Genomic DNA, 5,338 nt, shown 5'->3' with positions numbered 1-5,338 from the left:
GGGCCGTCGCGGAAGGTCCGCCAGGACAGGTGGTCTGGCGCCCGGCGGCGCCGGGCCGCTACGCCGGGCCGTCCGGAGGCCCCTCGACTCCGGGAGCGCCCTCGACGACGATGCGCCGCCCCGTGATGCGGCGTGGCGCCAGGACGATGACCACGTCCCGTCCCTCCCCCGCCCACGGGCCCGTGTACATCGCGTTCCGCAGCCGTCGGGTGGCGAACGCTTCGGTGACACGGCGGACCCGGCCCACGACGAGCACGCTCCAGCCCTGGCTGAACGCCTCGTCCACGTGGTCGGCCTCGAAGGCGATCTCCGTCCCGGCCGTACGGACCACTGCCGCGCCCGGCGCCGTCATGAAGACGATCTCCCCGTGATCGATCTGGTAGTTGACGGGGAAGGCCGCGGGACCTTCCTCGGTGGTGAAGACGATCCGCCCGACGCCGTGGGTGCCGAGCAGACGCCAGCACTCCGGCTCGTCCAGCTCGGCGAGCCGGGCGTCGCGGCCTGCCCGGCCGGTGCCGTCCGGCAGTTCGGCCGTGTACCCGGTCAGGTCCTGGACCGTGCACTCCAGGGCCTTGGCGAGTCTGACCATGAAGGCGATGCCAGGGGTGGTCACCTGCTCCTCCATGTACTGGATGTAGCTCGGTGCCGAACCGGCGCGCTCGGCCACCTCTTCCCTGGTCAGGCCGAGAGCCTCCCGCCGGGCAGTGACCCGGCGTCCGATGTCGCCGCGAGCGTGCGGGGTGGCGTCGCCGGTCATCACCGCTCACCCCCGGTCGGAGCACGGTGATCCTGCGGGACGACGGCGACCGGGCAGGCGGCGTGGTGCAGCGCCCGGTGGGCGCCCCGGCCCGGCTCCATGCCGAAGTGGCCTTCGCGGCGCCGTGCCCCGACGACCAGCAGGTCGGCCGCCGTCGACCGCGCGACGAGCGTCTTGTGTGCGGGGCCCTCGACCGTGGTGCGCCGCAGCCGCACCTCCGGATAGGCCCGGGCGGCGGCCTCCACGGCCTTGCCGAGGAACGCGGTCGCCCGCTGCTCCTCGTGGTGCGCGACACTGCCGGTGAGCAGGGGATGGCCGGCCGGTTCGTGGGCGGCGGGGCGCCGCCAGGCGTGGACGGCGTCGAGTTCGGCCTGCCGGAGGACGGCCTCGCGGAAGGCGAAGCGGACGGCCACGTCGTGCTCGCCGATACCGAGCAGGACACTCTGGTGGCGCGCGTACCGGGCGTGCTGGTGGCCGCGCACGACGATGACGGGGCCGTGGGAGCGGGCTGCCACGATGAGTCCGACGGAGCCGAGCAGGAGGTCGGCGAGCTCACCGCGGCCCCGGGATCCGACGACGACCGCATCGGCCGAGCGTGCTTCCCTGAGCAGAGCGCTCGCCGCGTCTTCGACGAGGACGTCCGTCGTGACCTTCAGGCCCGGGGCGTGACGCAGGGCACGTTCGGCCGCGGTGGCGGCGATGTTCTCGGCGCGCACCTGGCCGGATGGGCGGTTCAGGCTCCAGGCCGGCACGGAACCCTCGTACCGTTCCCACCGCGAGGCGTGCACGATACGCAGCGGCACTCCCAGCCGTACGGCTTGGTCGGCGGCCCAGTCGGTCGCAGTGAGGCCGGCGTCGGAACCGTCGACGCCGACCACGAGGGGCGTCTCCATGGCCCCCACCGCCTTTCGGGATACGAGAAGCCTCGCTGCCACGCTCACACAGGAAGGGGGAGCCGGGGCAGCGCCGGTCGGTCCCGACCGCGGTCCGCCCGGACCTCACGGCACGGGGCCGACGGGGAGGAGGGGCCCATCCGCTTCTCGCGGATCCTGATTGCGCGGTGCGCGGCCCGAAGTCCGTTCCTCCGCGTCCTTCCAGGAGGACCTCTCCTCACTTCAGGAAAGCACGTGCCGCCCGCTCCTGCCAGGGCCGACCGGGTCCCGACGGCCCCCATTCGGCCCTTGCCGTACGGGAAACGGCGGCGGCACCCTCGGATCATCGGGCCGCAGGTGGCACAGCGGCAACGGTGGCCCGTGGGCAGCGGACACCTCAAGCGGCTGCCGATCGGTGAGGACGGCTTTTGCCCGGTCGCTTTCGTCAGCCCGGGCGTCCTCCTCAAGGTCCGTCTCCGCTCCGAAGCCGAACCCGCCGAGGACGTGTGAAAAGAACTCCTCGCACCTGATCCCCGAGGAGACGTTCACCGTCCGGACGGCGCGGTGACGCTCGCTGGGCGCCTTCCGGATTCCGTATGCCGGAAGACGTTGCCCTCGACGGAGGCAGATTCCGGCCGACTCGCGGGACGCGTATCGGGGCGGGCTTCCACGGCTCCTTCGCCGAGTCTTCCAGCGGACGCCAGCGGGCGATCCCATCGCTCTGATTGCTCCCCAGGTTGAATGGCGTGGGTCGAGCCGGGAGCAGACCCTCGGAATATGGAAGACGTCCTCGCGTACGTCGCCGCGGGCCTGGTCGGGCTGTGGGGGGTTTCGGATGCGATCCCGCCCCGGGCCGTCGTCGCCGGATTCGGGGAAATCTCGGCGGACAACCGTCGGGTGCTGCTGCAGGAGCGGCTGGCCGAGGCGGTGGCCGTGTGGTCCTTCGCCGCGCTGGTCATCGTCGTCACCGCGGTCGGCGGCGGGATGTCCACCGCCGACTGGACGTACCGCGTCATCGCAGGAGCGTTGCTCGTCCTCGCGGTGCTGACGGCTCTCACCGGGGCTCGCACGAGCGTCGTCTGGTTCAAGATCTGCCCGGTACTGCTGACCTGCTCGGCCGTACTTCTGCTGATCGCCGGCCTCGCCTGAACATTGGCTCAGACCCATGGGGCACGAGTCATCTCCCGAGGATCTCGTCCGAGCGGCACGGTCCATTGGGGTGGCTCGGACGGCTGCTCGAAGCCGTCCGAGCCACCCCGCGGGCGGAGTTCGTCCCCGCCGAGTACGTGGTGTCCGCCTACCGGGACCCGCCCCTACCGCTCCCCCACGACCAGGTGACCACCCAGCCCTCGCTGGTCGCCATGATGGTCTCCGCGCTCGGCCTCACCGGCGGCGAACGCGTCCTGGAGGTCGGCACAGGCTACGGCTGGCAGACCGCACTGCCGGCCCGCCGCCTCGCCGCACATGTGGTCAGCGTGGAACGCCGGCCCGATCTGGTCGAGGATGCCCGCCGTCGGCTCGCCGGACAGAGCCTGGAGAACGTCGAGATCGTCCTCGGCGACGGAACCCTCGGTGTGCCGGACCGTGCCCCGTACGACGCCGTCATCGTCTACGCGGCCTTCCCCGAGGTACCAGAGCCGCTGGTCGCACGACTGCGGACCGGCGGACGGCTCGTCCAGCCCATCGGCCCGGGCGGACGGGAGCGGGTCCAGCTGTACGAGCGTCTGGCCCACGGTTTGGTGTACCGCGCGACGGTCACGCCTGCCACTTCGTCCGCCTGCACGGGGCCCATGGCTACGATCAGCACTGATACGTGCCGGCGAAAGTGCCGACGGCCGGTTCTCTGCCCTTGACAGTGCACTGCACAGCGTCGACGGTCGGCCGGCCGTGCAGGGTGAGTGGCTCGGACAGGGCCTACAGGCGGAAGCAGCGACGCGAGCGAGACTATCGAGGAACTGGCTGGCTCGTGGTCGACCTCGACGACGCGGAGGGGGCACCACGCGGTCGACGCGTACGCGGTTCCCGGCGGTAGGTGCTCGGTCCTGAGTCGGCCGCACCGACCCAGGACACCCTGAAGGCCGGGCCTCCACAGAACCGTACGACCAGCCCCCCCGGCAAAGACGTACGTCAAGGATCTCGCCTAGCTCCCGGTCAGCGGCCGCCGGAGGCCACACTCGCCGTAACGGCGTGCCCCCCGCTCCCCAATATCGGCATGTCTGCGCCACTTGGACCGTTCTTGGCATTACGGTCCAATCGATCGAGAGGCAGGAACCGGTGCACGTCCGACGGGACTGCTGGAGCACCGACGTGTTGGGAGAGCCCCGTGATCATCGACGGTGACTGGTACAACGAGTTCGGGTCGCGTATGCACCTGCGATCGGACCCGGTGGGAGGCATCAGCGGGACGTACCTCACGGCCGTGGGACACGCGCCCGGCACATACGTCCTCACCGGCCGCCATGGCGGGCCGACGGAGCCGGGGCACGGCATCGCTCTCGGCTGGACCGTCGCCTGGCGCAACGAACACGGCGATGTGGGCTCTCTGACGAGTTGGAGCGGACTGCTCCTGCCAGACCCGGAATGGCTGCTGACCACCTGGCTGCTGACCCGTTCCTCATCTCCGGCGCAAGCGTGGGAATCCACAGTGATTGGCCAGGATGTGTTCACCCGGCAGGAGCCTGCCCGGGACGCGGTGGAGCGTGCTCTCGCCAGCGGTCGGCCTGTCTCGCACCCGAAGCCGTCCTGAGTACTCCGTGCTTCCCATGGGCTCGCTCATACGCAAGGTCAGCGGGCCTTCCACGGAGTCCCCACGGGTGCAAATCTCGACAATCTCCACCCCACCTCTGCGGTCGTCCTAGCGGGAGTGGCATGCCCGCGGGAGGGAGCCCGCCTTTGCGAGACCGGCTCATCCCGGTGGCGACCGTGACGGAGGGCCGCACCACCGGAGGACCTCCCACCGAAGTGCCCCTGTGTCAACGGCCATGTAGTTCTCCCACAGTCACGCCTGTCCGTGGCCACCGCCCGCGAACTCAGGACGAGCCTCGGCACCATGCCGCCAGCCGGCCCCTCTGCGAAGGCATCCTGAAATTCCTCCGCCCCGACGCACAGGGCACCGGCCGGTTCGACAAGGCCGGCATCCCCGCCCCTGGCCTCTTCGCGCCTCTGGACGGGGTGTTCGAGATCGCCTGCGGCCTGCTGATCCTGGTCGGACTGCTCACCCGGCTCGCCACGATCCCCATGATCGTGAACATGCTGGGCGCGCTGCTGATCACCAAGCTGCCGATCCTCTGGGGAGACGCGTTGCTGTTCGCGGGGAAGTCCGGCTGGTGGGACTTCGCCCACGAATCCCGCACCGACCTGGCCCAGTTGTGCGGCAGCCTCTTCCTGGTCCTTGTCGGCGCCGGTGCCCTCTCTCTCGACGCGCACCTGCCCCGCACGGCTTCCGTCCCGGCCGCGACAACGGGAACCGAGGGCCGCTAACCCCGCGCCGCCGGTCTACGGGCTTCGCCCCGAGAACCTCGCGGGCAAGCTCCTTCAGCGCCTGACGGTCCTCCGCGAGGGCCTGCTTCCCGGCCTCGGTCGCCTTGTAGACCCGCCGGGCACGGCCGTCGACCACTAGTAGGGCTTGGTCAGGTTGGTGTTGGTGTGGGTATGCCGCGGTGACAGGTGGGGCAGACGCCGGTCCATGTCGCGAGGAGGGTCTGTAGCT

General features: G+C 70.8%; 6 protein-coding genes. 4 read left to right on the top strand and 2 right to left on the bottom strand.

Features of this window, described 5'->3' with window-relative positions; translation table 11 throughout:
• Positions 1-58: 58 nt before the first annotated feature.
• Complete coding sequence (locus ABZ693_RS35860; RefSeq protein WP_359885687.1) at positions 59-757, bottom strand: helix-turn-helix domain-containing protein; 699 nt, start codon at positions 755-757, stop codon at positions 59-61.
• Positions 757-1,650, bottom strand: a complete 894-nt coding sequence (locus tag ABZ693_RS35855) for a universal stress protein (RefSeq protein ID WP_359885686.1) — start codon at positions 1,648-1,650, stop codon at positions 757-759. Before ABZ693_RS35855 ends, ABZ693_RS35860 begins: the two co-directional genes overlap by 1 nt.
• A gap of 756 nt (positions 1,651-2,406) precedes the next feature.
• On the opposite strand from ABZ693_RS35855, the gene ABZ693_RS35850 reads away from it, so the two are divergent.
• The 4 genes from ABZ693_RS35850 to ABZ693_RS35835 all read left to right on the top strand — a co-directional run bounded on the left by ABZ693_RS35850 (position 2,407) and on the right by ABZ693_RS35835 (position 5,109).
• On the top strand, positions 2,407-2,778 hold the full coding sequence (locus tag ABZ693_RS35850; RefSeq protein ID WP_359885685.1) for a hypothetical protein: 372 nt from the start codon (positions 2,407-2,409) through the stop codon (positions 2,776-2,778).
• Between the two features lie 65 nt (positions 2,779-2,843).
• Positions 2,844-3,482 carry a protein-L-isoaspartate O-methyltransferase family protein gene (locus tag ABZ693_RS35845; RefSeq protein ID WP_359885684.1) on the top strand — a complete coding sequence of 213 codons (639 nt, stop codon included), beginning with the start codon at positions 2,844-2,846 and terminating at the stop codon, positions 3,480-3,482.
• A 470-nt stretch (positions 3,483-3,952) separates the two neighbouring features.
• The gene (locus tag ABZ693_RS35840; RefSeq protein WP_359885683.1) at positions 3,953-4,375 is read left to right on the top strand and encodes an avidin/streptavidin family protein; all 423 of its coding nucleotides are present in this window, start codon (positions 3,953-3,955) and stop codon (positions 4,373-4,375) included.
• A 122-nt stretch (positions 4,376-4,497) separates the two neighbouring features.
• Positions 4,498-5,109 (top strand): DoxX family protein, encoded by a 612-nt coding sequence (locus ABZ693_RS35835; RefSeq protein WP_359885682.1) that lies wholly within the window; start codon positions 4,498-4,500, stop codon positions 5,107-5,109.
• Positions 5,110-5,338 lie beyond the last annotated feature (229 nt).

The organism is Streptomyces laurentii, assembly GCF_040635425.1.
Classification (GTDB): Bacteria; Actinomycetota; Actinomycetes; order Streptomycetales; family Streptomycetaceae; genus Streptomyces; species Streptomyces laurentii.
Note: the sequence above shows the minus strand (reverse complement) of the source record. Positions and strands in the feature narration are given on the sequence as shown.

What these genes read in the sequence shown, in the direction of transcription:
- ABZ693_RS35860 (WP_359885687.1), bottom strand. Translation starts at nt 757, where the DNA reads ATGACCGGCGACGCCACCCCGCACGCTCGCGGCGACATCGGACGCCGG.
- ABZ693_RS35855 (WP_359885686.1), bottom strand. Translation starts at nt 1,650, where the DNA reads ATGGAGACGCCCCTCGTGGTCGGCGTCGACGGTTCCGACGCCGGCCTC.
- ABZ693_RS35850 (WP_359885685.1), top strand. Translation starts at nt 2,407, where the DNA reads ATGGAAGACGTCCTCGCGTACGTCGCCGCGGGCCTGGTCGGGCTGTGG.
- ABZ693_RS35835 (WP_359885682.1), top strand. Translation starts at nt 4,498, where the DNA reads ATGCCCGCGGGAGGGAGCCCGCCTTTGCGAGACCGGCTCATCCCGGTG.